Source organism: Variovorax boronicumulans (genome assembly GCF_029892485.1).
GTDB classification, from domain to species: domain Bacteria; phylum Pseudomonadota; class Gammaproteobacteria; order Burkholderiales; family Burkholderiaceae_C; genus Variovorax; species Variovorax boronicumulans_B.
Genome location: NZ_JARXVG010000001.1, coordinates 438,452 through 462,128 on the forward strand (window position 1 = coordinate 438,452; position 23,677 = coordinate 462,128).

The following is a 23,677-nucleotide window of genomic DNA, read 5'->3' on the forward strand; positions in this document are numbered from 1 at the left end:
AAAGAGGCTTGTATTACTTGGTCAGCACGAAGCCCTTGAGCTTGCCAAATGCGCCATCGACGAGCGCCTTCTGCTGTTCCTGGTGCAGGTGCGAGTACCCGACCGCCGGCGATGCCGAAGCGGCACGGCCGGAGTAGCCCAGCTTCTGGCCGTCCTGCATGTTTTCGTGGATGTAGTGCTGCACGAAGAACCAGGCGCCCTGGTTCTGCGGCTCGTCCTGGCACCACACCACGTCCACGAGGTTCGGGTACTTCTTGATTTCCGCGGCAAAGGCCTTGTGCGGGAACGGGTAGAGCTGCTCGACGCGGATGATCGCCACGTCGTCGTTGCCCTGCTCCTCGCGCTTCTTGGCCAGGTCGTAGTAGACCTTGCCCGAGCAGGCGATCAGGCGCTTGACCTTCTCGGCCTTCAGGCCCTTGCTGTCGGGAATGACGGTCTGGAAGCTGCCCTTGGTGAACTCGGACAGCGGCGAGGTCGCGTCCTTGTTCCGCAGCAGCGACTTGGGCGTCATGATGATCAAGGGCTTGCGCAGGTTGCGCACCATCTGGCGGCGCAGCACGTGGAAGATCTGGCTGGCCGTGGTGGGCTGCACCACCTGCATGTTGGTGTCGGCGCTCAGCTGCATGAAGCGCTCCAGGCGTGCCGAGCTGTGCTCGGGGCCCTGGCCTTCGTAGCCGTGCGGCAGCATCATGGTCAGGCCGTTCACGCGGCCCCACTTCACTTCGCCCGAGGCGATGAACTGGTCGATCACCACCTGCGCGCCGTTCACGAAGTCGCCGAACTGGGCTTCCCAGATGACGAGCGTGTTCGGGTCGTTCGAGGCGTAGCCGTATTCGAACGCGAGCACGGCCTCTTCCGACAGGATCGAGTCGATGACGACGAACGGTGCCTGGTTTTCAGCCACGTTCTGCAGCGGCGTGTAGGTGCCTTCGTCGAATTTCTCGCGGTTCTGGTCGTGCAGCACGGCATGGCGGTGCGTGAACGTGCCGCGGCCCGAGTCTTCGCCCGACAGGCGCACCGGGTAGCCGCTGGCCACCAGAGAGGCGAAGGCCATGTGCTCGCCCATGCCCCAGTCGACGTTCACGTCGCCGCGGCCCATGGCGGCGCGGTCGTCCAGCACCTTCTTCACGAGCGGGTGCACCGTGAAGCCGGCCGGCACCGTGGTGATCTTCTCGGCCAGGCGCTTCCACTCGGACGACGGGATGGCGGTGTCGCCGGCGTCGGTCCACTTCTTGTTGAGGTACGGGCTCCAGTCGACGGCGTACTTGCTCTTGAAGTTGGTGAGCACCGGGTCCACGGTGTTCTTGCCTTCGTCGAAAGCCGCGCGCTGCGCCTTGACCATGTCGTCGCCGAGCGTGTCGCCCAGGCCTTGAGCGGCCAGCTTGTCGGCGTACAGCTTGCGCGTGCCGGGGTGCTGGGCGATCTTCTTGTACATGAGCGGCTGGGTGAGCGAGGGGGTGTCCTGCTCGTTGTGGCCCAGCTTCCGGAAGCAGATGATGTCCACGACCACGTCCTTCTGGAATTCCATGCGGAAGTCCAGCGCGAGCTGGGTGGCGAGCACCACGGCTTCGGGGTCGTCGCCGTTCACGTGCAGCACCGGCGCATCGACCATCTTGACGATGTCGGTGCAATACAGCGTCGAGCGGCTGTCGCGCGGGTCGCTGGTGGTGAAGCCGATCTGGTTGTTGATGACGATGTGCACCGTGCCGCCGGTGGAGTAGCCACGGGTTTCGGCCAGCGCCAGCGTTTCCATCACGACGCCCTGGCCTGCGAAGGCGGCGTCGCCGTGGACGATCACGGGAAGCACCTGCTTGCCCAGCGGGTCGGCGCGGCGGTCCATGCGGGCGCGCACCGAGCCTTCGACCACGGGGTTCACGATTTCAAGGTGCGAAGGGTTGAACGCGAGGCTCAGGTGCACGGGGCCGCCGGGGGTGGTCACGTCCGAGCTGAAGCCCTGGTGGTACTTCACGTCGCCGCTGGGCAGCTCTTCGGGGGCGGTGTGGTCGAACTCGGCGAACAGGTCGGCGGGCATCTTGCCGAGCGAATTGACCAGCACGTTCAGGCGGCCGCGGTGGGCCATGCCGATCACGATTTCCTGCACGCCCTTGACGCCGGCCTGGGTGATCAGTTCGTCCATCGAGACGATGAAGCTTTCGCCGCCTTCGAGCGAGAAGCGCTTCTGGCCGACGTATTTGGTGTGCAGGAAACGCTCGAGGCCTTCGGCCGCGGTCAGGCGATTCAGCACATGCTTCTTCTGCTCGGCGCTCAGCTTCGGGTTGGTGCGGGCGCTTTCGAGCCGCTGCTGCCACCAGCGCTTGTGGTTCTGGTCGGTGGTGTACATGTACTCGGCGCCCATGGTGCCGCAGTACGTTTCGCGCAAGGCATTGAGCAGGTCGCGCAGCGACATGGTCTCCTTGCCGAAGAAGGTGTTGCTGGTGTTGAACACCGTCTCGAGGTCGGCATCGGTGAAGCCGTAGAACGAGGGCTCGAGTTCCGGAATGGCCGGGCGCTCGGCGCGCTTGAGGGGATCGAGGTCTGCCCAGCGTGCGCCGACATTGCGGTAGGCGGCGATCAGCTGCTGGACGGCGGTGCGCTTGCGGCCGAGTTCGGAGTCGGCGCCGCTGGCTTGCACGACTTTGGTCGTGCCCTGCTTGGCGCGCTCGGCGAACGCATTGATGACCGGCAGGTGCGGGACGTCGCGGGTGTTGGTGCCGTCGGCCGCGGGAACGTTCTGCAGGGCGTCGAAGTACGAACGCCAGTTGTCGGGAACGCTGCCGGGGTTGGAGAGGTAGTTTTCGTACATCTCTTCGACATAGGGCGCATTGCCGCCGAAGAGGTAGGTGTTGCCTTGATAGGCGGTGTACGCCGAGGGCGTAGAAGAATCGCTCATGATCCGCTGACCTTCGCTTCCCTGAAGGAAGCACTAGCTGGTTAAGAAACCTTCCGCGACACGGCTGGACCGGTTGGCGGATGCGACTGTGGCTGGGGAAGGGCCTGAGTACCTTGGCATTGTGCCACGTCAACCATATGACGGTTCGGCGTGGCTTCGCAAGGCCCGCTCTCCCTCATTCAGGGCGAAGAAAGTAACTGTTTGATCTGCTGCACCGAGCTCGAAACAGGCTGACGGCTGGAACCATCGACCCGAGCCCTGCCCGGATGGCCACGACCCGGTTATCGGACCAGCGCGAGCAATTCAGGAAATGCGGGGTGCTCCGCGGTGCGCAGCCACTCGAAGCCGACCATCTCGGTCGTCACGAGCTCGGCGCCGGCGCCGGCCAGGCGGTCGAAGGCGGCATCCCGGTTGCGCTCGGTGCGCGAACCGCAGGCGTCGGTGACCACCCAGACCTCGAACTCGTCTTCCAGCAGATCGAGCGCCGTCTGCAGCAGGCAGACATGGGCTTCGCAGCCGGCGATCACGATGGTGTTGCGCTCCTCGGCCGCGGCGGCGGGCTTCTGCAAATGCTTGGGCAGGCTGCGGGCATTGCCCTGGGGCACGGCCTTGGCTGGTACGCGCAGCCATTCGCCCAGCCCCTCCTCCACGCCGCTGAAATGCATCTTCGACAAGGTACGCTGGCACAGCGCGCGGATGTCAGGCATGTTCTCACCCAGGCTCGAAGGGTTGTGCTCGGTCCCCCACACCGGCACCTGGAACAGCCGCGCCATCTTGCCCAGCCGGACCGCGTTCTGCGCGACCGATTCGCTCTCGAAGATCGCCGGCATCAGTCGCGCCTGGTAGTCGACGAGAACGAGTTGGGAGAGCGAGGCGTCGAGCAGCATGAACGGGGTCTTTCAGGTATCGGTTGAGTGGGCTGAACCGTACCACCGAAAACGGCCGGGTTGGACCCCGGCCGGGAAAGTCATTTGCGCGAGCAGATGGTTGAGTTCGCCTGCGGTGTCGCGGACACCCGGTGATGGTCAGCCCTAGACTCACCCAGATGCGAACCTTCTCGACAACGGCTCTGGGTCTTTGCGCAGCGCTGCTGGTCACCGGCTGCGGCGGCCTGCGCACGGCCAAAGTGCCGCTCGACACCACGCTAGAAAAGAGCGCCTGCACACCGAACGCCGACACGCTGATCGTGATGCTGCCCGGCGCCTACTCGCACCCCGACGAGTTCGTGCGCGAAGGCTTCGTCGAAGCACTGAACGACAACAGGCTCGCTGTGGACGTGATGCGGGTCGACGCGCACCTCGGCTACTACAACAACAAGACCATCCTCGACCGCCTGAGCCAGGACGTGATGGCCCCGGCGCGCAGCCAGGGCTACAAGTCGATCTGGATCGTCGGCATCTCGGTCGGCGGTTTCGGCGGGTTGCTCTATGCGCAGACGCACCCCGGCGAACTCGCGGGCCTCGTCACGCTCGCTCCCTACTTGGGCGAGCGCGGTCTCAGCACCGACATCGCCAACGCGGGCGGCGTCGCCCGCTGGACCGGGCCGTTGAGCGATCCGCCGGGCAGCGACCCGCGCGCACCGAACGAAACGCAACTCTGGCAATGGCTGCGGGGCTATGCCGGCACCACCGCCACCTTCGGCGCGAGGCCGCCGCTCTACCTGGGCTATGCCGTCGACGACCGCTTCGCGTTCAGCCACCGATTGCTGGCCGCCGCGCTGCCCGCAGACCGCGTCTTCACGACCGAAGGCGGCCACGACTGGCCCGAATGGAGAAGGCTCTGGCGCCGCATGCTGCCCACCCTGCCGCTGCCGGGCTGTCCCGGCTGAAGCACCGCCTCAGTTGGGACGCAGGCGCAGCAGCTTGCCGTCGGCCTCGTCGGTGAGCACGTAGAGCAAGCCGTCCGGCCCCTGCTTCACGTCGCGGATGCGCGCCTTGGCGTCGGCCAGCAGCTTGTGCTCGGCAATTACCTTGCCGTCCTTCAGTTCAATGCGGTCCAGATAGCCGAACTTCAACGAGCCGACGAACAGGTTGCCCTTCCAGCCGGCCCCATAGCGGTCGCTCGTCAGGAACGCCATGCCGGATGTCGCGATCGACGGCACCCAGTAATGCAGCGGCTGCTCCATGCCGTCCTTGGCGGTGATGCCGTCGCCGATCTTGCCGCCGCCGTAGTTCTCGCCATAGGTGATCACCGGCCAGCCGTAGTTGCGGCCGGCCTGCGGAATGTTGATTTCGTCGCCGCCCTGCGGGCCGTGCTCGGTCATCCAGACGCGGCCGTCGGGCGCGAGCGCTGCGCCCTGGCCGTTGCGATGGCCGTAGCTCCAGATCTCGGGCAGCGCGCCGGCCTTGCCGACGAAGGGGTTGTCCTTAGGCACCGAGCCGTCCTTGTGAATACGCACCACCTTGCCCAGGTGGTTGTCGAGCTTCTGCGCGTCTTCCTTGCGGCTGAAGCGGTCGCCCAGCGTGAGGAACAGCGTGCCGTCGCGCGCCTCGACGATGCGGCAGCCGAAATGCGCACGGCTTGCCACCTTGGGTTTCTGGCTGAAGATGATCTTCAGGTTCTCCAGCCGTGCGCCATCGGCAGACAACTGCGCGCTCGCCAGCGCTGTGCTGTTGGCGGAACCCGCAGCCTCGGGCTCGGAGAAACAGAAGTACAGCGTGCGGTTCTTTTCGAAGCCCGAATCGGCCAGCACGTCGAGCAAACCGCCCTGGCCTCCCGCCGCGATGGGCGGCAGTCCTGCGATGGGCGCGCCGGCCTTGCCATCCGCGCCGATCAACCGCAGGCGCCCCGGCCGTTCCGTGACCAGGTAGCGGCTGCCCGGCAGGAAGGCGACGCCCCAAGGGTTTTCGAGGCCTGACGCCAGGATTTCGGAACGGGCCTGTGCCATCGCGAAGCCACAAAATCCCAAACCAGCGGCAGCCGCGGCGCGGCAGGCTAGGCGAAAGATCGCTCGAATCTGCAAGTTCATGTCTTTTCCGGAGAGTTGGCGCAATCTTGGTGATAAATGACGCCCGGATCCAGAATGTTTGCCAGTTCACCTTGGCAGCGAAGGCCCATTCGAATCGAACCGCTTATGGCCCATAAAGATCGACCGTTACATTTTTTCTTCGGCCGAATCGAAAAACTTCAAGCAAATCAATGATTTGCAGCCACATTCGCCAATCCGGATTAAATTGACATAACCGCGCGTCATCAATATCCTACGCGCCATGCGTTTTTTCGTCCTACCCGCGTCCCTCCTTTTTGCCGTCGCTGTTCATGCAGCCCCCCAAGTGGATCGACCCGATGACGAACTGGCTGGCTTGCTTGCAGACAAGGGTCTGATCAGCCAGCTCAAGCAGGTCCGTCAGACAGTCACCGAACGAACGTCCGATCTGGTGGTCACCGCCATCGGCTTCCTCGGAGTTCCTTACCGCCGCGGCGGCAACACGGCAGAGTCCGGTTTCGATTGCAGCGGCTTCGTCCGCGCGATGTACAACCAGACCGTCGGCCACATGCTCCCGCGCCGCGCCGAAGAGCAAGCCGCCGCCACCGAGAAAATCGACCGCAGCCAGCTCAAGCCCGGCGACCTCGTGTTCTTCAACACCATGCGCCGCGCCTTCAGCCATGTCGGCATCTATGTCGGCGAAGGCAAGTTCATCCATTCCCCCCGCTCCGGTGCCCAGGTTCGTGTCGAAGACATGAACGGCAGCTACTGGCAGCGCCGCTTCGACGGCGCCCGCCGCGTGCTCGGCGGCGCAGTACCGACCGAAGAGATCAAGGCCGCCGCGGCCAACGCCCGCACCGGGGACGACTGACCCTCCTTCCGATCCACCAGGATCAGACGAAAAAAATCCCGCCTCGGCGGGATTTTTTGTGGGCGCTCGATTGCGCCCCGGCGTCTTGATCAGGCCGCCTTCTTCGCCGGCGGCAGGTCGGTACACGTACCGTGCGCCACTTCCGCCGCCATGCCGATGCTCTCGCCCAGCGTCGGGTGCGGGTGGATCGTCTTGCCGATGTCGATCTCGTCCGCGCCCATCTCGATGGCCAGCGCGATCTCACCGATCATGTCGCCCGCATGCGTGCCGACGATGCCACCACCCAGGATGCGGTGCGTCTCGGCATCGAACAGCAGCTTGGTGAAGCCTTCGTCGCGGCCGTTGGCGATGGCGCGGCCCGAAGCGGTCCACGGGAAGTGGCCCTTCTTGACCTTGATGCCTTCGGCCTTGGCCTGGTCTTCCGTGAGGCCCACCCACGCCACCTCGGGGTCGGTGTAGGCCACGCTGGGGATCACGCGGGCGTTGAAGGCGGCGCTGGAGAGCTCCTTGTCGCCCTTCTGCTCGCCGGCGATCACCTCGGCTGCCACGTGGGCCTCATGCACCGCCTTGTGCGCCAGCATGGGCTGGCCCACGATGTCGCCGATGGCGAAGATGTGGGGCACGTTCGTGCGCATCTGGATGTCGACCGGAATGAAGCCGCGGTCGCTTACCGTGACGCCGGCCTTCTCGGCACCGATCTTCTTGCCGTTGGGGCTGCGGCCCACGGCCTGCAGCACCAGGTCGTACACCTGCGGTTCCTTCGGCGCGTTCTCGCCCTCGAAGGTGACCTTGATGCCCTCCTTCGTGGCTTCGGCGCCCACCGTCTTGGTCTTCAACATGATGTTGTCGAAGCGCGGCGCGTTCATCTTCTGCCAGACCTTCACCAGGTCGCGGTCGGCGCCCTGCATCAGTCCGTCGAGCATTTCGACCACGTCCAGGCGCGCCCCGAGCGTCGAATACACCGTGCCCATTTCGAGGCCGATGATGCCGCCGCCCAGCACGAGCATGCGCTTGGGGTCGGTGCCCATCTCGAGCGCGCCGGTGGAATCCACGATGCGCGGATCGCCCTTGGGCATGAACGGCAGGCTGACCGACTGCGAGCCCGCCGCAATGATCGCGTTGCGGAACTTGACGGTCTGCTTCTTGCCGGTGGTGTCCCAGCTGGTGCCGGAGGTCTCTTCGACCTCCAGGTGGTACGGGTCGATGAAGTTGCCGACGCCGCGCAGCACCGTCACCTTGCGCATCTTGGCCATGGCCGTGAGGCCGCCGGTGAGCTTGCCCACCACCTTGTTCTTGTGGTCGAGTAGCTTGGCGCGGTCGACAGTGGGCGCGGCGAAGCTCACGCCGAGGTCGGCGAAGTGCTTGACCTCGTCCATCACCGAAGCCACGTGCAGCAGCGCCTTCGAGGGGATGCAGCCGACGTTCAGGCACACGCCGCCGAGGGTGGCGTAACGCTCGATCAGCACGACCTTCAGGCCCAGGTCGGCCGCGCGGAAGGCGGCCGAATAGCCACCAGGGCCGGCACCGAGCACGACGACATCGCACTCGACATCGACCTTGCCGCCGTAGGTGGAAGCGACGGGCGCCGGAGCGGGGGCCGCAGCCTTGGGCGCAGGAGCCGCAGCAGCAGGCGCTGGCGCGGCGGGAGCCGGAGCAGCAGCCGCTGCACCCTCCACCTCCAGCGTCAGCACGACCGAGCCTTCCTTGACCTTGTCACCCACCTTCACGGCGATGGCCTTCACCACACCGGCGGCGGACGACGGAATTTCCATCGAAGCCTTGTCCGATTCGACCGTGATCAGCGACTGCTCGGCCTTGACGGTGTCTCCGACATTGACCAGCACCTCGATCACCGCGACTTCGTCGAAGTCGCCGATGTCGGGCACCTTGATTTGTTGTTCGCTCATTTGGACACTTTCAGTTTGAGTGTGAGAACGTCGACCGGTGGGGCCGAATTGCGATCGAATTCGCAGGCGGCGGCGATCCCCGCCTCCGCCACGTCGCGCGAGGTGCGCGACTTGATGTCATAGGCCGCATGCATGGCGCCCAGCGCAAAGCTGCGCCCCGAGCCGATGGCCCAGAACTGCTTGAACTCGAACACCTCGCGGTAGCTGTAGATGCCGTAGATGCCGCTCTGGTTGGCCATCAGCATCGTGAACTGGCTCGACTCGTAGGGCTCGTGGTCGTCTTCCTTGGTCTGCATGAAGAACGAGTCCTTGAGCACCGGATGCAGCATCGTGAAGGTGCGGAAGATCTCGTGCTTGCTGCCGAACAGGAGCTTCTCGCGCTCCTGTGCGGCCAGCGCGTGCTGCAGCACCAGGAAGTGCGCCGCGGCGCCGGCCATGGCGAACAGGCTGGTGCCCGCCGCGTCCTCGACGGTAAAGATCTTCTGGTTCGCTTCGGCCTTGTGCGACAGGCGCGTGTCGCCGAAGGTCACCAGAGAATCGGCTGCCATCGTGACCTGGCCGCCTTTGCGGACGGCCACTACCGTGGTCATAGCAGGATTCGACGGTAGTCCGCGAGCACTTGCCCAAGGTAGGCGTTGAAGCGCGCAGCCAGGGCACCATCGATCACGCGGTGGTCGTACGACAGCGACAGCGGCAGCGTCAGGCGCGGCACGAACTGCTTGCCGTCCCACACCGGCTTCATCTGGCCCTTGGAGAGGCCGAGGATGGCCACTTCGGGGGCGTTGATGATGGGCGTGAAGTGCGTGCCGCCGATGCCGCCCAGCGAGCTGATCGACATGCAGCCGCCCTGCATGTCGGCCGAGCCGAGCTTGCCGTCGCGCGCCTTCTTGGCGAGCTCGCCCATCTCGGCGCTGATCTGCAGGATGCCCTTCTTGTCGGCATCTTTGAGCACCGGCACCACGAGCCCGTTGGGCGTGTCCGCCGCGAAGCCGATGTTGAAGTACTGCTTGTAGACGAGCTGGTCGCCGTCCAGGCTGGCGTTGAAGTCGGGGAATTTCTTCAGCGCCGCAACCACCGCCTTGATCACGAAGGCCAGCATCGTGACCTTCACGCCCGACTTCTCGTTCTCCTTGTTGGTGGACACGCGGAAGGCTTCGAGCTCGGTGATGTCGGCTTCGTCGTTGTTGGTGACGTGCGGAATCATCACCCAGTTGCGGTGCAGGTTCGCGCCGCTGAGCTTCTTGATGCGCGAGAGGTCCTTGCGCTCGACCGCACCGAACTTGGTGAAGTCGACCTTGGGCCACGGAATGAGACCGAGCGCCGCGCCATCTGCGCTGCCGCCACCGGCCGGTGCCTTGGCCGCCGAGGCCTTGGTGCTGGCCTGGCCGCTCATCACGGCCTTGGTGAAGCCCTGGACGTCTTCCTGCGTGATGCGGCCCTTGGGACCGGAACCCTTGACCTCTTCGAGCGGCACGCCGAGTTCGCGGGCGAACTTGCGCACCGAGGGCGAGGCGTGCGGCAGGTTGGCGCTGGGCGCCGTGGTGGGGTCGTGCGGTGCAGCGGCGGCTGCCGGGCTTGCAGCCGGGGCCGGCGAAGCAGCGGCCGGTGCGGGTGCGCTGGCAGTTGCTGCGGCCGGGGCGGCTGAAGCAGCTTGCGCAGGCGCAGGTGCCGCGGCGCCCGCCGAGCCTTCCAGGATCGCGATCAGGTCACCGATGTTGACCGTGTCGCCGACCTTGACCTTGAGTTCCTTCAGCACGCCTGCACCCGACGATGGAATCTCCATCGAGGCCTTGTCCGATTCGACCGTGATCAGCGACTGGTCGGCCGCGATCGTGTCGCCGGGCTTGACCAGCAGCTCGATGACCGCGACGTCCTTGAAGTCGCCGATGTCCGGCACCTTGACCTCGACCGGGCCGGAGGCCGCTGCAGGGGCTGCAGCAACCGGTGCAGGCGCCGCTGCTGCGGGTGCCGGAGCGGCAGCCGCAGGGGCCGGGGCCGCTGCAGGCGTGGGCGCCGCAGCGGCACCTTCGGCCTCCAGCACGAGCACCACCGAGCCCTCTTTCACCTTGCCACCGACCTCGACCTTGATTTCCTTGACCACACCGGCCGTCGACGAAGGAATCTCCATCGACGCCTTGTCCGACTCCACCGTGATGAGCGACTGCTCGGCCTTGACCGTGTCGCCCACCTTCACCAGCACCTCGATCACCGCGACTTCATCGAAATCGCCGATGTCCGGCACCTTCACTTCCACTGCTGCCATATCGTTGTCTCCCGCCGCGAGGCGCCGTTCGTTCGTTGGTTGTTGATGTTCAAGCGTAAAGCGGGTTGACCTTGTCGACATTGATGCCGTACTTCTTGATCGCTTCCACCACCTTGGCCACCGGCACTGTGCCATCTTCGCTCAGCGCCTTGAGCGCGGCCACCACGATGTAGTGACGATTGATCTCGAAGTGTTCGCGCAGCTTGTTGCGGAAGTCGCTGCGGCCGAAACCGTCGGTGCCCAGCACCTTGTAGGTGCGGCCCTTCGGGAGGAAGGGGCGGATCTGTTCCGCATAGGCCTTCATGTAGTCGGTCGATGCCACCACCGGGCCGGTCGTGGGCGCCAGTTGCTCGGCCACGAAGGGCACGCGCGGGGTCTGGTCCGGGTGCAGCAGGTTCCAGCGGTCGGCGTCCTGGCCGTCGCGGGTGAGCTCGTTGAAGCTCGGGCAGCTCCACACGGAAGCCGACACGCCCCAGTCCTTCTCGAGCAGCTCCTGTGCCGCGAAGCTCTCGCGCAGGATGGTGCCGCTGCCCAGCAGTTGCACGGTCGGCGCTTCCTTGCTGCCCTTGGCCGCCTTGACCACCGGGCCCTGCTTGGACAGGTACATGCCCTTGATGATCTGCTCTTCCGTACCGGGCTGGAGGCCAGGCATCGCGTAGTTCTCGTTGAGCAGCGTCAGGTAGTAGTAGACGTTGTCCTGCTTCTCGACCATGCGCTTCAAGCCATGGTGCAGGATCACGCCCACTTCGTGCGCGAAGGTCGGGTCGTAGCTCACGCAGTTCGGGATGGTGTTGGCCAGGATGTGGCTGTGACCGTCTTCGTGCTGCAGGCCTTCGCCATTCAGCGTGGTGCGCCCCGAGGTGCCGCCCAGCAGGAAGCCGCGCGCCTGCATGTCGCCGGCCGCCCAGGCCAGGTCGCCGATGCGCTGGAAGCCGAACATCGAGTAGTACACGTAGAACGGCACCATGATGCGGTTGTTCGTGCTGTACGAGGTGGCCGCGGCGATCCAGCTGGACATGCCGCCGGCCTCGTTGATGCCTTCCTGCAGGATCTGGCCGGCCTTGTCTTCCTTGTAGTACATGACCTGGTCCTTGTCGACCGGGGTGTACTGCTGGCCTGCGGGGTTGTAGATGCCGATCTGGCGGAACAACCCTTCCATGCCGAAGGTGCGGGCCTCGTCCACCAGGATGGGCACCACGCGCGGGCCGAGCGCCTTGTCGCGCAGGAGCTGCGTGAGGAAGCGCACGTAGGCCTGCGTCGTCGAGATCTCGCGGCCTTCGGCCGTGGGCTCCATCACCGACTTGAAGACGTCCAGCGAGGGCACCGTGAAGCTCTCGTCGGCCTTGGTGCGGCGATGCGGCAGGTAGCCGCCGAGGGCCTTGCGGCGCTCGTGCAGGTACTTCATTTCAGGCGTGTCGTCGGCCGGCTTGTAGAACGGCAGGTCGGCGATCTGGCTGTCCGGGATCGGGATATTGAAGCGGTCGCGGAAGGCCATGATGTCTTCGTCGCTCAGCTTCTTGGTCTGGTGGACGTTGTTCTTGCCCTCGCCGATCTTGCCCATGCCGAAGCCCTTGACCGTCTTGATCAGGAGCACCGTGGGCTGGCCCTTGTGCTTGACGGCCGCGTCGAAGGCTGCATAGACCTTTTGCGAATCGTGGCCGCCGCGGCGCAGCTGCCAGATGTCGTCGTCGCTCATCTTGGCGACCATCTCCAGCGTGCGCGGATCGCGGCCGAAGAAGTGCTTGCGCACGTAGGCGCCGTCGTTGGCCTTGAACGACTGGTAATCGCCGTCGTTCGTCTCCATCATGATCTTGCGCAGGGCCCCTTCCTTGTCGCGTGCGATCAGCTGGTCCCAGCCGCTGCCCCAGATCAGCTTGATGACGTTCCAGCCCGAGCCGCGGAATTCGCCTTCCAACTCCTGGATGATCTTGCCGTTGCCGCGCACCGGGCCGTCCAGGCGCTGCAGGTTGCAGTTGATGACGAAGACGAGGTTGTCGAGGCCTTCGCGCGCCGCGAGACCGATGGCGCCCATCGATTCGACTTCGTCCATTTCGCCGTCGCCGCAGAACACCCAGACCTTGCGGTTCTCGGTGTTGGCGATGCCGCGGGCATGCAGGTACTTGAGAAAGCGCGCCTGGTAGATCGCCATCAGCGGGCCGAGGCCCATCGACACCGTGGGGAACTGCCAGAACTGGGGCATCAGCTTCGGATGCGGGTAGCTGGAGAGGCCCTTGCCGTCCACTTCCTGGCGGAAGTTGAGCAGTTGCTCTTCGGTCAGGCGGCCTTCGAGGTACGCGCGGGCATAGATGCCGGGGGACACGTGGCCCTGGATGTAGAGGCAGTCGCCGCCGTGGTTCTCGCTCTCGGCATGCCAGAAGTGGTTGAAGCCGGCGCCGAACATGTTCGCCAGCGAGGCGAAGGAGCCGATGTGGCCGCCGAGGTCGCCGCCTTCAGGGGGATGGTGGCGATTGGCCTTGACCACCATCGCCATGGCGTTCCACCGCATGTAGGCGCGCAGGCGCTCCTCGATCTCGAGGTTGCCGGGGCAACGCTCTTCCTGATCGGGCTCGATGGTGTTGACGTAGGCGGTGTTGGCAGAGAACGGCTTGTCGATGCTGTGCTGCCGGGCATGTTCGAGCAGTTGCTCGAGAAGAAAGTGGGCCCGCTCGGGACCCTCGCTCTGGATGACGGAGGACAGTGCATCCATCCATTCACGGGTCTCCTGGGCGTCCGCATCGTTTGCGGCCGAGCCGAACAGGTTCTCGGGATTTGCCGACATGCTTGTCTCTCCTTTTAGGGCTGTGGCTGTAATTTAGTGCGCTCTGCAATAAACGCGGGCGAGTTTCGCATAGAAAGTTGGCAATTTCAAATGGCGCTTGTTGATTTCTTAATGTGATATTTTGTGAATTTCCACTGGCACGCCCGACCGCAACGGGATCAATGGCACTGACGCTCTTCGGTCGTTTCCCGAGGGCCATCCCCTAAACTCGCGCGATGCCTTTCTCCTCTCCGCTGGCGGTTGCCCGCAGTGCCGTGAACGCCTCGCCGCTCTCCTGGTGGCGCACCTGGTGGCGCCGGCAAACGCCCGTGCTGCAGGACGCGGTGGCCATGCTGGCGCCGATGGCGGCGGTGCTGCTGTTTCTTGCCGCGATCGTTTCGGCCTTCTGGTACCTGCGCACCGAGGAGGTCGAGCGCGAGCAGGAGTCGGTACGCCGCGATGTCGAATACGCCCAGCAGCGCATGCGCCTCCGGCTGCTGGAGCGCCAGGAACAGCTGATGCGCATTGCGCGCGATGCGTCCAACCGCGAGATCGATCCCACCGAATTCACCAGCCGTGCCGAATCGCTCGTGAGCCAGTTCCCCGAGCTGCAGACCATCACCTGGATCGACGATCGCCGCCGCTTCAAGGCCGGCTATGCGGCGCCCAGCGTGCATCCCGCGCAGCAACACCTGATCGGCGACGTACTTCGACCCGGCGACATCGAGAGCAACTACGCCCTGGCGCGCGAGTTGCGCCAGCCGGTGTATTCGCAGCCCGTGGCCGGCGGCGACCCGGCAGCGATGCTGCAGCTGCACATCCCTCTTTTCGACCAGGGCCTGTTCGCGGGCGTCGTGCTCGGCGAGTTCTCGGTCGACGGGCTGCTGCGCTACGGCATGCCCTCCGAGGTGCAGGCGCGCTACGCGGTCTCGCTGCTCGACGCCAAGGGCAACGTCATCGCCGGCAACACGACCAGCCTGAAGGACAGCGGCACGCGGCTGCTGCCATGGTCGGAGCGCACCAACGAATACGAAGTGCCCGTGTCGCCCGTCGGCAATGCGCTGATCCTGCGCGCGCAGGCCTATCGCACCTCGCAAGGCGTGGTGGGCAACGGACTCTTCTGGCTGGTCTGCGCACTCAGCGTGCTGACCAGCTGGATGCTGATCGGCACCTGGCGCCACACGCGCCGGCGCCTGCAGGCGCAGCAGCGGCTGGTGGCCGAAACCAACTTCCGCCGCGCGATGGAAAACTCCATGCTGACCGGCATGCGCGTGCTCGACCTCCAAGGCCGCATCACCTATGTGAACGCCGCGTTCTGCGCGATGACCGGCTGGAGCGAAGCCGAACTTGTCGGCCAGTCGCCGCCCTTTCCCTACTGGCTCGAATCCGACCGCGAAGTGATGAACGAGCGGCTGGAAGAAGAACTGCACGGCCGCGCCCTGCCCGGCGGCTTCCAGGTGCGCGTGAAGCGCAAGAACGGCAGCGTGTTCAACGCCCGGCTCTACGTCTCTCCGCTGATCGACGCGCGCGGCCACCAGACCGGCTGGATGACGTCGATGACAGACATCACCGAGCCCACACGCATCCGCGAGCAGCTGTCGGCGTCTTACGAGCGCTTCACCACGGTGCTCGAAGCGCTCGACGCCGCGGTGTCGGTCGCGCCCATCGGCAGCGAGGAACTGCTGTTCGCGAACAAGCTGTACCGCCTCTGGTTCGGCTCCGACACCGTGGGCCATCTGGGCATGGTGGCGCAGGCCGGCGTGCCGGCGTCGAACGCACATGACGAAGGCCTGGACGACGTCGACCCGTACGCTGGTCTGCCGATCGACACGCTCACCGCAGCGCAAGCCGCGAACAACGAAATCTTCGTGCCCCACCTCGGCAAATGGCTCGAAGTGCGCTCGCGCTACCTGACTTGGGTCGACGGCCGCCTTGCGCAGCTCGTGATCGCGACCGACATCACACCGCGCCGCGATGCCGAGGAGCAAGCTGCCGCGCAAGCCGACAAGGCACAGGCTGCGAGCCGCCTCATCACAATGGGTGAAATGGCCTCCAGCGTGGCGCATGAACTCAACCAGCCGCTCACTGCCATCACCAACTACTGCAACGGGATGATGTCGCGCATCAAGGGCCAGACGATCGACACCGAGGCGCTGCTCGCGGCGCTGGAGAAGACCTCGAAGCAGGCGCAGCGCGCGGGCCAGATCATCCAGCGCATCCGCTCCTTCGTGAAGCGCAGCGAGCCCAACCGCACGCCCGCCGACGTGGCGACCATGGTGAGCGAAGCCGTCGAACTCGCGGGCATCGAGCTGCGCCGCCGCAACGTGCGCCTGAACCACTACGTGGCCGCGCGGCTGCCGGTGGTGCGGGTCGACCCGATCCTGATCGAGCAGGTGATGGTCAACCTCCTGAAGAATGCGGCCGAATCCATCGACCTCGCCGACCGGCCGCTCGCGCGCCGCAGCGTCGAGTTGCGCGTGCTGCCCAAGACCATCGAGGGACAGAACGCCATCGAGTTCTCGGTGCAGGACACGGGCAAGGGCCTCTCGCCCGAGGTGATGGACCGGCTCTACGAAGCCTTCTTCTCGACCAAGCCCGAAGGCATGGGCATCGGGCTCAATCTGTGCCGCACCATCGTCGAGTCGCACCGCGGCCGGATGCAGGCGGAGAACATCTACAATGGGCCGGATGTGATCGGATGCCGTTTTTCCTTCTGGATTCCGGTGTTGGACGCTATCAGTTCCGTAGCTAGCGACGAGGCAAAGGTACCTGCATGAGTTTGATTCCGAAGAAGGGCACGGTCTACGTCGTCGACGATGACGAAGCCGTACGCGATTCGCTGCAATGGCTGCTCGAAGGCAAGGACTACAGAGTCCGCTGTTTCGATTCCGCCGAATCCTTTCTCTCTCGATACGACCCGCGCGAAGTCGCCTGTTTGATCGTCGACATCCGCATGGCCGGCATGACCGGCCTCGAATTGCAGGATCGACTGATCGAGCGGCGCTCTCCGTTGCCGATCGTGGTCATCACCGGCCACGGCGACGTGCCGATGGCGGTCGACAGCATGAAGAAGGGCGCGATGGATTTCATCCAGAAGCCCTTCAACGACGAAGAGCTCGTCACGCTGGTCGAGCGCATGCTCGAACATGCGCGCGGCGCCTTTACGCAGCACCAGCAGTCGGCCAGCCGCGACGCGCTGCTGTCCAAGCTCACCGGCCGCGAGGCGCAGGTGCTCGAGCGCATCGTCGCCGGCCGCCTGAACAAGCAGATCGCCGACGACCTGGGCATCAGCATCAAGACGGTGGAGGCGCACCGCGCCAACATCATGGAAAAGCTCAACGCCAACACGGTGGCCGATCTGCTGAAGATCGCACTCGGGCAGGCGGCCCCCGCGGCCAAGGCCTAGAAGCTATCTTCGCTATAGCGATGCATATCCCCCACGCCTGCGCAAGCGGGCGTTTTTACTTGGAAAATCGAAACCGATGACCGCCCAACTGATCGACGGCAACGCCCTCGCCAAAACCATCCGCGCCGAAGTCGCAGGCCGCACCGCCGCACTCAAGGCCCGTGGCGTGAACCCGGCTCTTTCCATCATCCTCGTGGGCGAAGACCCGGCCAGCCAGGTCTACACGAAGCACAAGGTCAACGACAGCACGCAGACCGGCCTCGAAGCCACGCTGGAGACCTACCCCGCCGACCTGAGCGAAGCCGACCTGCTGGCCCGCATCCGCGCACTCAATGACGACCCGAAGGTGCACGGCATCCTGGTCCAACTGCCATTGCCCAGGCACATGGACAGCCAGAAGGTCATCGAGACCATCTCGCCCGCCAAGGACGTGGACGGCTTCCACGTCGCCAGCGCCGGCGCGCTGATGACCGGCGCCCCCGGCTTCTGGCCCTGCACGCCGCACGGCTGCATGAAGATGCTCGAAGCCATCGGCTACGACCTGCGCGGCAAGCATGCGGTGGTCATCGGCCGCAGCAACATCGTCGGCAAGCCGATGGCCATGATGCTGCTGGCCAAGAGCGCCACCGTGACCATCTGCCACAGCGCGACGCAAGACCTGGGCGCGATCACGCGGCAGGCCGACGTGATCGTCGCTGCTGTCGGCAAGCTCAACCTGCTGACCGCCGACATGGTGAAGCCCGGCGCGGTCGTCATCGACGTGGGCATGAACCGCAAGGCGGACGGCAAGCTCGCCGGCGACGTCGATTTCGATGGCGTGAAGGAAGTGGCCGGCTGGATCACCCCCGTGCCCGGCGGCGTCGGCCCCATGACCCGCGCCATGCTCTTGATCAACACCCTTGAAGCGGCCGAACGCGCCGCCAAGTGATTCACATGGCCATCACGAACAACCCCCTCCTCGACTTCACCGACCTCCCGCTGTTCGACCGCATCAAGCCCGAGCACGTGGCGCCCGCCGTCGATGTGCTGCTCGCTGAAGCCGAAACCGCGCTGCAAGCCGCCACGGCACCGGAATTTCCTGCCGATTGGAACGAAATCTCCAAGGTGCTCGAAGTCGCGTCGGAGCGCTTCGGCCGTGCATGGAACGCCGTCGGCCACCTGAACGCCGTGGCCGACACGCCCGAGCTGCGCGCGGCCTACAACGAGGCCATGCCGCGCGTCACCGCCTTCTGGACCCGCCTGGGCTCCGACGAACGGCTCTACGCGAAGTACAAGGCCATCAACGTCGCCACGCTCAATAGCGAGCAGCGCCAGGCGCATCGCAATGCCGTACGCAACTTCGTGCTCGGTGGCGCCGAGCTGCAGGGCGATGCCAAGAAGCGCTTCGCCGACATCCAGGAACGCCAGGCCGAACTGAGCCAGAAGTTCAGCGAGAACGCACTCGACGCCACCGACGCCTTCGCCTACTACGCCAAGCTCGGTGAGCTAGACGGAGTGCCCGAGGACGTGGTGAGCGCCGCGCGCTCCGCCGCCGAGGCCGAAGGCAAGGACGGCTACAAGCTCACGCTCAAGATGCCCTGCTACCTGCCGGTGATGCAGTTCGCCAAGAGCAGCGCACTGCGCGAAACGCTCTACCGCGCCTACGTCACGCGCGCCAGCGAATTCGGCGATGCGGCCTTCGACAACACCGCGCTGATCACCGAGATCCTCGCGCTGCGCGAAGAAGAGGCCAAGCTCCTGGGCTACAAGAATTTCGGCGAACTCTCGGTGGTGCCGAAGATGGCCGAATCGCCCGAGCAGGTCGTCAAGTTCCTGCGCGATCTCGCGACCAAGGCCAAGCCCTATGGCGAACGCGATCTCGCCGACCTGCGCGTCTTCGCTGCCGAGCAATTGAGCATCACCGATCCGCAGCCCTGGGACTGGAGCTACATCGGCGAAAAGCTCAAGGAAGCGCGCTATGCCTTCAGCGAGCAGGAGGTGAAGCAGTACTTCCCCGCGCCGAAGGTGATGGCCGGGCTGTTCAAGATCGTCGAGACGCTTTTCGAAGTGTCCATCCGCCGCGACAGCGCGCCGACCTGGCACCCGAGCGTCGACTTCTACCGCATCGAGCGCGCCGGCCAGAAGGTCGGCCAGTTCTACCTTGACCCCTCCGCCCGCGCCGCCAAGCGCGGCGGCGCCTGGATGGACGATGTGCGCGCCCGCTGGCTGCGCCCCGACAACGGTGTGCTGCAAACGCCCGTGGCGCAGTTGGTCTGCAACTTCGCGAGCGGCGTCGACGGCAAGCCGCCGCTCCTCACGCACGACGACGTGACCACCCTCTTCCACGAATTCGGCCACGGCCTGCACCACATGCTCACGCAGGTGAACGAGCGCGATGTCTCGGGCATCAGCGGCGTGGAGTGGGACGCTGTCGAGTTGCCGAGCCAGTTCATGGAGAACTTCTGCTGGGAGTGGGACGTGCTCAGCCACATGACGGCCCACGTCGACACCGGCGAGCCCCTGCCGCGCGCGCTCTTCGACAAGATGGCCGCCGCCAAGAACTTCCAGAGCGGGCTGCAGACGCTGCGCCAGATCGAGTTCTCGCTGTTCGACATGCTGCTGCACACCGAATACCACGCGGCCGCCGCAAAGCCGGGCGAGGTGATGGCACTGCTCGGCAAGGTGCGCAGCGAAGTGGCCGTGATGCCCTCGCCGCCATTCAGCCGCACGCCGAACACCTTCAGCCACATCTTCTCGGGCGGCTACGCAGCCGGCTACTACAGCTACAAGTGGGCCGAGGTGCTGAGCGCCGACGCCTATGCGGCCTTCGAGGAAACCGTGGGCGCCGACGGCGAGCCGAACATCGAGACCGGCCGCAAATACCGCCAGGCCATCCTGGAGGCCGGCGGCAGCCGCAGCGCCATGGATTCGTTCAAGGCTTTCCGCGGCCGCGAGCCCCAGCTTGATGCATTGCTGCGACATCAGGGCATGGCCGAGGCCCAGCCCGCTTGATGCGGCGCTGAAGCTTGCGATACTCGGGACATGTATCTGACGTCTTACAAATCCCTGTCGCATCGCCTGACCGGCCTCGCACTGCTGCTCGTCGCAGCGGGCGCGATGGCCCAGCCGATCTATCGCAACGTCGACAAGAACGGCAAGGTCACCTTCTCGGACCGCGCGCCCGCCGCCAGCACGGAGCCGGCAGCGGGCCCGCAAAGCGCCGCCACGCCGGCCAGCACGGCGGGGCTGCCCTATGAACTGCGGCAGGTGGCGCAACGCTATCCCGTGACGCTCTACACCAGCGAAGACTGCGCGCCCTGCAGCGCCGCACGCACGCTGCTCACCACGCGCGGTATTCCGTTCGACGAGCGCACGGTCAAGAGCAATGAGGAGATCGAGGCGCTGCAGCGCCTGAGCAGCCAGAGCTCGCTGCCGCTGCTCACCATCGGTACGCAGCAGCTCAAGGGTTACGCGGACAACGAGTGGTCGCAATACCTCGACGCGGCCGGTTATCCCAAGAGCAACAGCCTTCCCGCCGGCTACCGCAATGGACCGGCACGGCCCCTGATCGCCGCGCAACAGGCGGCGCCCGCGTCCCGCGCTGCTGCACCCGCCGCGCCACCCCCGCCACCGCCCGCCGCACCGAGCGATCCGGGTGCGGGCAATCCGGCAGGCATCAAGTTCTGACCTGGGCGGTTCGCCGCCTCAGGCGAACTGCATCGTATTGACGCCCGTCGCGGTGCCCAGCAGGCACACATCGGCCTTCTGGTGGGCAAAGACGCCGACCGTCACCACGCCGGGCCACTGGCTCACTTCGGATTCGAACGCGAGCGGATCGGCGATCTTCAGGCCCGTCACGTCGACGATGTGCTGGCCGTTGTCGGTGACCAGCGGCAGGCCGTCTTTCTCGCGCACCTGCGCGATGCCCCCCATGGCCGCGAACTGGCGCATCACACGCTGTGCAGCCATCGGGATCACCTCCACCGGCAGCGGGAAGGCGCCGAGCGTCTCGACCAGCTTGGAGGCGTCGGCGATGCACACGAAGCGCTTCGACTGCGCCGCGACGATCTTTTCGCGCGTGAGCGCCGCGCCGCCGCCCTTCACCATGAAGCCGTTGTGATCGATTTCATCGGCGCCGTCGATGTAGACCGCCAGCTCCTCCACCTCGTTGCTGTCGAACACCGGGATGCCCAACGCGCGCAGGCGTTCGGTCGAGGCGACCGAGCTGGAGACGGCACCCTTGATCTCGTCCTTGATCGTCGCCAGCGCGTCGATGAACTTGTTGACCGTCGAACCGGTGCCGACGCCGACGATCTCGCCCTTTACCACGTAGGCCAGTGCGGCACGGCCGACCTGGGCCTTGAGTTCGTCCTGGGAAAGCGCTGCGGGAGCGGAAGATGGGGAGGCGGGTGCGGTCATCGCGGAGAATCCTTGGCTCATTGAAGTCGAGAATTATCCGATGCCCCTGCTGCTGCCCTCTTCGCTCTATGGCCTCGCCCGCCCTTTCCTGTTCGGATTCGACCCCGAGCACGCCCATGAAATCACCCTCGACGGCCTCGCGCGCACGCAGAACACGCCGCTGGCCTGCGCCTATTCGGCACCGCGCGTGGACGACCCCGTCACGCTGGCCGGGCTGACCTTTCCGAATCGCGTGGGCCTGGCCGCCGGGCTCGACAAGAACGCCCGCTGCATCGACGCCTTTGCAGCCATGGGTTTCGGCTTCGTCGAGGTCGGCACGGTGACGCCGAAGGCGCAGCCGGGCAACCCCAAGCCGCGCATGTTCCGCCTGCCACAGCGCGATGCGCTGATCAACCGGCTCGGCTTCAACAACGAAGGACTCGACGCCTTCCTGGCCAACGTGCAGAACGCGCGCTTTCGCAAGAACAGCGGCGGCAAGACGCCGATGTTGCTCGGCCTGAACATCGGCAAGAACGCGGCGACGCCTATCGAGCGTGCGGTGGACGACTACCTCGCCTGCCTCGACGGCGTGTACTCGCATGCCGACTACGTGACGATCAACATCTCGAGCCCCAACACGGCCAACCTTCGCTCGCTTCAGAGCGACGAGGCGCTCGACGCGCTGCTCGGCGCAGTGGCCGAGCGGCGCGAGGCATTGGCCACGCGCCACGGCAAGCGCTCGCCGCTGTTCGTGAAGATCGCACCCGATCTCGATGAGGCCCAGGTGGCGGTCATCGCCGCCACGCTGCAGCGCCACCGGATGGACGGCGTGATCGCGACCAACACCACGCTGGCACGCGATGCGGTGGCCGGGCTGCCGCATGCCGCTGAAGCCGGCGGGCTGTCAGGCGCGCCGGTGCGCGAGGCAAGCAACCGCGTGATAGCGCAGCTGCGCGCGGTGCTGGGAAAGGACTTCCCGATCATCGGCGTGGGCGGCGTCCTGAGCGCGGCCGATGCCAAGGCCAAGATCGCAGCGGGCGCGGACGTGGTGCAGATCTACACCGGACTGATCTATCGCGGCCCGGCGCTGGTCCGCGAAGCGGCCCAGGCGCTGCTGCGCGATCGCAGCAAGGCCTGAGGCCTTTTTCTTTCTCTCAGCGCATGCGCCAGAGGATGGGCGCAATGACGGCTGCCCAGCGCAGCAGGCGCTTGGGGCGAATCACCACCACGGCGGCCGCGACGACGACGCCGGCAGCCACCGGATGCGCCCGCGCAATTCGCAGTGCGGCAGCAGAGGCCGTTTCGTTGGGCGGAGGCGCTTCGCGCTCGGTGGCGTCCGCCGGCTGCGTTTCGCGACCGCCTTGCAGGGTCGCGATGCGCTCGCGCTGACGCTCCATGCGCGCGAGCAGCTCTTCGCGCGTGGCAGGCCGCGGAGGACGTGGCGCTTCCTGGTCTTCCGGGTCCTTGCCGAGTCCGAAGCTGTCTTGGACCCAGGCCCAGTCGCGCTCGAACTCCTGACGTGCCGGAATGAAGCTGTTGGAGGCGTTGCGCAGGGTCAGCAGGAGACCGGCGGCAGCGCCCAGCCAGAGCACGATCCACACGCCGGCCACCGACCACGCAGCCGTGATGCGGTACGGCGTTTCCCAGAAATGCACCACCACTGCCATCGACAGCAGGGCCACGGTGACGGTGGTCAGTCCGAGCACGGCCACCACGAGGATGAGCATCAGCTTCAGGCGCTGCTTCTCGTCCTCCCAGGCCATGCGCAGCAACTGCACCCGGTCTTCCGCCGCCAGTGCGCCTTCTGCGGCGACGATGCGCAGCTGGCGGATGCGGCCACTCAGCCCGAACAGGGAGAGCAGCCTCATGAGCAGGCTCCTGCCCCGCTCAGTGGGCGGCAGCAAACGGTCCGGCAGTGCGCGCTTGGGTCAGCGCGATCAGCGGCGGCCAAGCAACAGACCCACCAGCACGCCGACGGCCAGTGCGGCGCCTGCGATCTGCCAAGGTTCGTCGTGGGCGTAGGCGTTGGTGGCGGAGGCCGCCTCGCGCGCCTTCTTGGCGGCGAGCTTGCTCTTCTCGGCGGCGAGCTCGCGCGCGATGGCGAGCTTGGTGTCGATGCGCTGGCGCAGCGCCTTGATGTGGGGAACCGAATCCAGGTCCTTGCTGGCCAGCACGCCGCGCACGTCGCTTGCGATGTCTTCAGCCGCTGCTTCAAGATTGTTGGATGCACTCATTGGAAACTTTCCTCCGTGATGACACCGGCACCGCGCCGGCGGCTT

At 65.7% G+C, this 23,677-nt stretch carries 18 protein-coding genes; 8 read left to right on the plus strand and 10 right to left on the minus strand.

Annotated elements, in window-relative coordinates:
- Nucleotides 1–13: 13 nt before the first annotated feature.
- On the minus strand, nucleotides 14–2,890 hold the full coding sequence (locus tag M2282_RS02115) for a 2-oxoglutarate dehydrogenase E1 component (protein WP_280807133.1): 2,877 nt from the start codon (nucleotides 2,888–2,890) through the stop codon (nucleotides 14–16).
- Nucleotides 2,891–3,171: 281 nt separating this feature from the next.
- The gene (locus tag M2282_RS02120; RefSeq protein WP_280807134.1) at nucleotides 3,172–3,777 is read right to left on the minus strand and encodes an isochorismatase family protein; all 606 of its coding nucleotides are present in this window, start codon (nucleotides 3,775–3,777) and stop codon (nucleotides 3,172–3,174) included.
- Between the two features lie 158 nt (nucleotides 3,778–3,935).
- Between M2282_RS02120 and M2282_RS02125 the strand changes: the two genes are divergently transcribed.
- Nucleotides 3,936–4,718 carry an alpha/beta hydrolase gene (locus tag M2282_RS02125; protein WP_280807135.1) on the plus strand — a complete coding sequence of 261 codons (783 nt, stop codon included), beginning with the start codon at nucleotides 3,936–3,938 and terminating at the stop codon, nucleotides 4,716–4,718.
- Nucleotides 4,719–4,727: 9 nt separating this feature from the next.
- On the opposite strand, the gene M2282_RS02130 is transcribed toward M2282_RS02125, so the two are convergent.
- Nucleotides 4,728–5,858 carry a PQQ-dependent sugar dehydrogenase gene (locus M2282_RS02130; protein ID WP_432422858.1) on the minus strand — a complete coding sequence of 377 codons (1,131 nt, stop codon included), beginning with the start codon at nucleotides 5,856–5,858 and terminating at the stop codon, nucleotides 4,728–4,730.
- A 241-nt stretch (nucleotides 5,859–6,099) separates the two neighbouring features.
- Here M2282_RS02130 and M2282_RS02135 point away from each other — a divergent pair, with 241 nt between their 5' ends.
- Nucleotides 6,100–6,687 (plus strand): C40 family peptidase, encoded by a 588-nt coding sequence (locus M2282_RS02135; protein ID WP_280807137.1) that lies wholly within the window; start codon nucleotides 6,100–6,102, stop codon nucleotides 6,685–6,687.
- A gap of 89 nt (nucleotides 6,688–6,776) precedes the next feature.
- Here the strand turns inward: M2282_RS02135 and lpdA are convergent, their stop codons facing one another.
- From lpdA to aceE, 4 genes are read right to left on the minus strand one after another with little or no spacing between them, the layout of a single operon-like run.
- Nucleotides 6,777–8,594 (minus strand): dihydrolipoyl dehydrogenase, encoded by a 1,818-nt coding sequence (gene lpdA / locus M2282_RS02140; protein ID WP_280807138.1) that lies wholly within the window; start codon nucleotides 8,592–8,594, stop codon nucleotides 6,777–6,779.
- Nucleotides 8,591–9,184 (minus strand): MFS transporter, encoded by a 594-nt coding sequence (locus M2282_RS02145; protein WP_280807139.1) that lies wholly within the window; start codon nucleotides 9,182–9,184, stop codon nucleotides 8,591–8,593. Before M2282_RS02145 ends, lpdA begins: the two co-directional genes overlap by 4 nt.
- Nucleotides 9,181–10,857, minus strand: coding sequence for a dihydrolipoyllysine-residue acetyltransferase (gene aceF, locus M2282_RS02150; RefSeq protein ID WP_280807140.1), 1,677 nt, complete (start codon nucleotides 10,855–10,857; stop codon nucleotides 9,181–9,183). Before aceF ends, M2282_RS02145 begins: the two co-directional genes overlap by 4 nt.
- 49 nt (nucleotides 10,858–10,906) lie before the next feature.
- Nucleotides 10,907–13,636, minus strand: a complete 2,730-nt coding sequence (gene aceE, locus M2282_RS02155; protein WP_280807141.1) for a pyruvate dehydrogenase (acetyl-transferring), homodimeric type — start codon at nucleotides 13,634–13,636, stop codon at nucleotides 10,907–10,909.
- 215 nt (nucleotides 13,637–13,851) lie between these two features.
- Between aceE and M2282_RS02160 the strand changes: the two genes are divergently transcribed.
- The 5 genes from M2282_RS02160 (at nucleotide 13,852) to M2282_RS02180 (ending at nucleotide 20,687) form a co-directional block, all read left to right on the plus strand.
- On the plus strand, nucleotides 13,852–16,392 hold the full coding sequence (locus M2282_RS02160; RefSeq protein ID WP_280807142.1) for a PAS domain-containing sensor histidine kinase: 2,541 nt from the start codon (nucleotides 13,852–13,854) through the stop codon (nucleotides 16,390–16,392).
- On the plus strand, nucleotides 16,389–17,021 hold the full coding sequence (locus M2282_RS02165) for a response regulator transcription factor (RefSeq protein ID WP_012747279.1): 633 nt from the start codon (nucleotides 16,389–16,391) through the stop codon (nucleotides 17,019–17,021). The genes M2282_RS02160 and M2282_RS02165 overlap by 4 nt, the downstream gene beginning before the upstream one ends.
- A gap of 76 nt (nucleotides 17,022–17,097) precedes the next feature.
- Nucleotides 17,098–17,949, plus strand: coding sequence for a bifunctional methylenetetrahydrofolate dehydrogenase/methenyltetrahydrofolate cyclohydrolase FolD (gene folD / locus M2282_RS02170; RefSeq protein ID WP_280807143.1), 852 nt, complete (start codon nucleotides 17,098–17,100; stop codon nucleotides 17,947–17,949).
- A gap of 5 nt (nucleotides 17,950–17,954) precedes the next feature.
- Nucleotides 17,955–20,012, plus strand: a complete 2,058-nt coding sequence (locus M2282_RS02175; protein WP_280807144.1) for a M3 family metallopeptidase — start codon at nucleotides 17,955–17,957, stop codon at nucleotides 20,010–20,012.
- 30 nt (nucleotides 20,013–20,042) lie between these two features.
- The gene (locus M2282_RS02180) at nucleotides 20,043–20,687 is read left to right on the plus strand and encodes a glutaredoxin family protein (protein WP_280807145.1); all 645 of its coding nucleotides are present in this window, start codon (nucleotides 20,043–20,045) and stop codon (nucleotides 20,685–20,687) included.
- An 18-nt stretch (nucleotides 20,688–20,705) separates the two neighbouring features.
- Here M2282_RS02180 and rpiA read toward each other — a convergent pair whose 3' ends face one another.
- On the minus strand, nucleotides 20,706–21,419 hold the full coding sequence (rpiA, locus tag M2282_RS02185; RefSeq protein ID WP_280807146.1) for a ribose-5-phosphate isomerase RpiA: 714 nt from the start codon (nucleotides 21,417–21,419) through the stop codon (nucleotides 20,706–20,708).
- 40 nt (nucleotides 21,420–21,459) lie between these two features.
- Between rpiA and M2282_RS02190 the strand changes: the two genes are divergently transcribed.
- Nucleotides 21,460–22,536 (plus strand): quinone-dependent dihydroorotate dehydrogenase, encoded by a 1,077-nt coding sequence (locus M2282_RS02190; protein ID WP_280807147.1) that lies wholly within the window; start codon nucleotides 21,460–21,462, stop codon nucleotides 22,534–22,536.
- A gap of 16 nt (nucleotides 22,537–22,552) precedes the next feature.
- Here the strand turns inward: M2282_RS02190 and M2282_RS02195 are convergent, their stop codons facing one another.
- Together M2282_RS02195 and M2282_RS02200 are read right to left on the minus strand one after the other, a co-directional pair.
- Nucleotides 22,553–23,266, minus strand: coding sequence for a phage holin family protein (locus M2282_RS02195; protein ID WP_280807148.1), 714 nt, complete (start codon nucleotides 23,264–23,266; stop codon nucleotides 22,553–22,555).
- A gap of 69 nt (nucleotides 23,267–23,335) precedes the next feature.
- Nucleotides 23,336–23,632: a glycine zipper domain-containing protein gene (locus M2282_RS02200; protein WP_093431838.1), complete on the minus strand. Its 297-nt coding sequence runs from the start codon at nucleotides 23,630–23,632 to the stop codon at nucleotides 23,336–23,338.
- Nucleotides 23,633–23,677 lie beyond the last annotated feature (45 nt).

Bases quoted from the DNA above. Each gene is read 5' to 3' on its own strand.
- M2282_RS02115 (WP_280807133.1), bottom strand. From the start codon at position 2,890: ATGAGCGATTCTTCTACGCCCTCGGCGTACACCGCCTATCAAGGCAAC.
- M2282_RS02120 (WP_280807134.1), bottom strand. From the start codon at position 3,777: ATGCTGCTCGACGCCTCGCTCTCCCAACTCGTTCTCGTCGACTACCAG.
- M2282_RS02125 (WP_280807135.1), top strand. From the start codon at position 3,936: ATGCGAACCTTCTCGACAACGGCTCTGGGTCTTTGCGCAGCGCTGCTG.
- M2282_RS02130 (WP_432422858.1), bottom strand. From the start codon at position 5,858: ATGAACTTGCAGATTCGAGCGATCTTTCGCCTAGCCTGCCGCGCCGCG.
- M2282_RS02135 (WP_280807137.1), top strand. From the start codon at position 6,100: ATGCGTTTTTTCGTCCTACCCGCGTCCCTCCTTTTTGCCGTCGCTGTT.
- lpdA (WP_280807138.1), bottom strand. From the start codon at position 8,594: ATGAGCGAACAACAAATCAAGGTGCCCGACATCGGCGACTTCGACGAA.
- M2282_RS02145 (WP_280807139.1), bottom strand. From the start codon at position 9,184: ATGACCACGGTAGTGGCCGTCCGCAAAGGCGGCCAGGTCACGATGGCA.
- aceF (WP_280807140.1), bottom strand. From the start codon at position 10,857: ATGGCAGCAGTGGAAGTGAAGGTGCCGGACATCGGCGATTTCGATGAA.
- aceE (WP_280807141.1), bottom strand. From the start codon at position 13,636: ATGTCGGCAAATCCCGAGAACCTGTTCGGCTCGGCCGCAAACGATGCG.
- M2282_RS02160 (WP_280807142.1), top strand. From the start codon at position 13,852: ATGCCTTTCTCCTCTCCGCTGGCGGTTGCCCGCAGTGCCGTGAACGCC.
- M2282_RS02165 (WP_012747279.1), top strand. From the start codon at position 16,389: ATGAGTTTGATTCCGAAGAAGGGCACGGTCTACGTCGTCGACGATGAC.
- folD (WP_280807143.1), top strand. From the start codon at position 17,098: ATGACCGCCCAACTGATCGACGGCAACGCCCTCGCCAAAACCATCCGC.
- M2282_RS02175 (WP_280807144.1), top strand. From the start codon at position 17,955: ATGGCCATCACGAACAACCCCCTCCTCGACTTCACCGACCTCCCGCTG.
- M2282_RS02180 (WP_280807145.1), top strand. From the start codon at position 20,043: ATGTATCTGACGTCTTACAAATCCCTGTCGCATCGCCTGACCGGCCTC.
- rpiA (WP_280807146.1), bottom strand. From the start codon at position 21,419: ATGACCGCACCCGCCTCCCCATCTTCCGCTCCCGCAGCGCTTTCCCAG.
- M2282_RS02190 (WP_280807147.1), top strand. From the start codon at position 21,460: ATGCCCCTGCTGCTGCCCTCTTCGCTCTATGGCCTCGCCCGCCCTTTC.
- M2282_RS02195 (WP_280807148.1), bottom strand. From the start codon at position 23,266: ATGAGGCTGCTCTCCCTGTTCGGGCTGAGTGGCCGCATCCGCCAGCTG.
- M2282_RS02200 (WP_093431838.1), bottom strand. From the start codon at position 23,632: ATGAGTGCATCCAACAATCTTGAAGCAGCGGCTGAAGACATCGCAAGC.